Genomic DNA, 2,556 nt, shown 5'->3' on the forward strand with positions numbered 1-2,556 from the left:
GTTGTACAGATCGGTGCAGTGCATGCCCTGCTTCCACGGCCCCGGCGGAGTGGTGCTGTCTCCGGCGCGCTGGATCGGGGGGCAGGTCCCGGTGGACTCGCCGATCGAATTGATTTCCGCGTTGGCGCGCGAATCACCCGCGTAGTTGTACAGATCGGTGCAGCGCATGCCCTGCTTCCACGGCCCCGGCGGAGTGGTACTTCCTCCGGCGCGCGTGGTCTGTGCCTGCGGCTGAGTCTTGACCGCGGCTGTGGCGTGTTGTGTGGGCGCGGAAGCAGCGGCCGCGGTGGCCGTGGAGCTGTCCGGCGTTGTGGCGGTGGACGTGGCCGTCGCGGATGCCGGGACGGGCGCGTTGGCCGAGGTGTTCGACGACTCGCACCCGGTCACCAAGGCTCCGGCCAGAGCGATCCCCATCGACAGCAGAGCCGCTGCGCGGAAGTTTCGGAGTGATTGCGGGAACATCGGTCTTCTCCTGCTGTTGGTCGGAGGTGGTTCGTTTCTTTCTTTGCCCATAGGACGCCACACCCACGGTCCGGTTGCTTCGCTCTTCGGACCTGCCTGAAGAGGCAGAGGAGGTTGCCTCCGGCGGCACGGCGCCGGAGCCTTGGAGCCGGACCGATCCCGGCGTACCGAGTATGGCCACTGTGGACGGTGCCGTGGCCGCGCCGGTTTCACCGCCACTGCTCGGGCAACGACGCCAGCTCGGCCTCGGCGCGTGCCCGGCGATCGGCAAAAACCGGGCCGGAGAAGACACCCAGCGCCAACCGCAGGCAATCCCGCGCCCGTTCGAACTCCCCGACCTCACGCCAGGCCACCCCCTCATACAGTGCCGTCTCGGCCTCCTGGAAGGAGTCGCCACCGGCGACATGCCAGGAGCGGGCCTCGCGAAACGTCTCCGCGGCCTCCCGCCACTGCCCCAGCCCGGCAAGGCAGTGAGCGATGTCCGACAGGAACGCCACCGCCGCCAGCCGCGACATCTCCGGGCCGAGTTCCTCATGGTGCCCGTCGGTCTGCCTGAGCAGGTCCCGGTGGACGGCCAGTGCCTCCTCGTAACGGCCGAGTGCCCGCAGAGCCTGGCCCAGTCGGCTCGTGCTCGCGGCATCGGTAATCCAGCTTCCGAGCCCGGCGGCGATCGCGCAGCCCTGCCGCGCGTGCTCCAGTGCCTCGTCGAGGCGCCCGAGAGAGTCCAAGACCGTGCTCAGACAGGTGTGGGCCCAGGCCTCCTCCGCCCGGTGCCCGGCCGCACGGGCCACGGCCAGCGCTTCCGCATGGGTGGCCAGTGCGTCCTCGGGGACGCCGAGGTGATCGAGCTGCGCCTGGCCGAGGAGGTTGAGCAGCACGGCGAGGTCCAGGCGGCTGTCAAGGGCGCGCGCGGAAGCCACCCCGTGCCCGAAGATGTCACTCCACGGACGCTCCTGAAGCCGGTCTCGCAGCCAGAAGGGCCAGCTCAAGGTCTTGGCCAGCGTGACGACCTCCTGGTGCAGGCCCAGTGCCGCGGCCTTGCGCTGGGCGGCCACCCAGTTCGACTGCTCCTGCGTCAGCCATGCCGTCGCCTTGTCCGCGCTCGGGAACCGGCCCGCCTCCCGGGTCAACGGGGACAGCGCCGCGGCGGCCGTGGTGGCGGTGCGCAGCAGATGCACCAGCAGGGTGTCGCGGACGGCGGACCGCTCTTCGGGGCCGTCTTCGGCTTCCCACCGTTCCCGCGCGAACAGGCGGATCAGGTCGTGGAACTCGAACCGTCCCGGCACCGCGGCGGCGTTCAGCAGGTTCGCCTCCACCAACTCGTCCAGCTGCGGCAGCACCGCCGCCTCCGCCGCGTGATGGGCCACCCCGGCCAGCTCCGCCCCGAAATCCGATCCGGGAACCACCGCCAGCCGCCGGAACACCCGCCGCGCGCCCGGCGACAACCGCTGGTACGACACCTCGAACGCGGACCGCACCTGCAGGTCCCCGGCGGACAGCGAGCCCAGGCGGGTGCGTTCGTCCCGCAGCTGCCCCGCCGAGTACGCCAGCGACCAATGCGAGCGGGTCGCCAGCCGGTTCCCCACGATCCGCACCGCCAACGGCAGATTCCCGCACAACCCGACCAACTCCGCCGCCGCCCTCGACTCGCCGGCGACCCGGTCCTCACCCGCGATGCGCATCAGCAGGCGCACCGCGTCGCCCTCGGCCAGCGGCGCCAACCTCAACCACCGGGCACCCTCAAGCCCCGCCAGCGTCCGGCGGCACGTCACCAGCGTCAGGCAACCGGGACTGTGCGCCAGCAACGGGCGCACCTGGGCCTCGTCCGCCGCATTGTCCAACAGCAGCAACACCCGCCTACCGTCCAGCAGCATCCGGAACAGGCTCGACCGCTCCGCCTCGGTCACCGGAACCTGCGGCCCGGGCACCCCGAGCGAGCGCAACAAGCGGTCCAGCACCACCCGCGCCGCCACCGGCTGATCATCGACGCCCCGCAGATCCACCGCCAGGCACCCGTCCGGGAACAGCGGCCTCAGCTCATGGACCGCCGCCACCGCCAGCGCGGTCTTCCCGACGCCCGGCTGACCCACCACC

Annotated in this window: 2 protein-coding genes; one reads left to right on the forward strand and one right to left on the reverse strand. The window is 71.3% G+C overall.

All coding sequences use genetic code 11. The features are described 5' to 3' along the window. Positions 1 to 286: 286 nt before the first annotated feature. Positions 287 to 562, forward strand: a complete 276-nt coding sequence (locus FNH05_RS35930; protein ID WP_144593298.1) for a hypothetical protein — start codon at positions 287 to 289, stop codon at positions 560 to 562. Positions 563 to 671: 109 nt separating this feature from the next. On the opposite strand, the gene FNH05_RS35935 is transcribed toward FNH05_RS35930, so the two are convergent. Further along, the coding region (locus tag FNH05_RS35935) for a tetratricopeptide repeat protein (protein ID WP_144593299.1) at positions 672 to 2,556 on the reverse strand (1,885 nt) is incomplete at its 5' end.

The sequence above is a fragment of the Amycolatopsis rhizosphaerae genome (genome assembly GCF_007713715.1).
Classification (GTDB): domain Bacteria; phylum Actinomycetota; class Actinomycetes; order Mycobacteriales; family Pseudonocardiaceae; genus Amycolatopsis_E; species Amycolatopsis_E rhizosphaerae.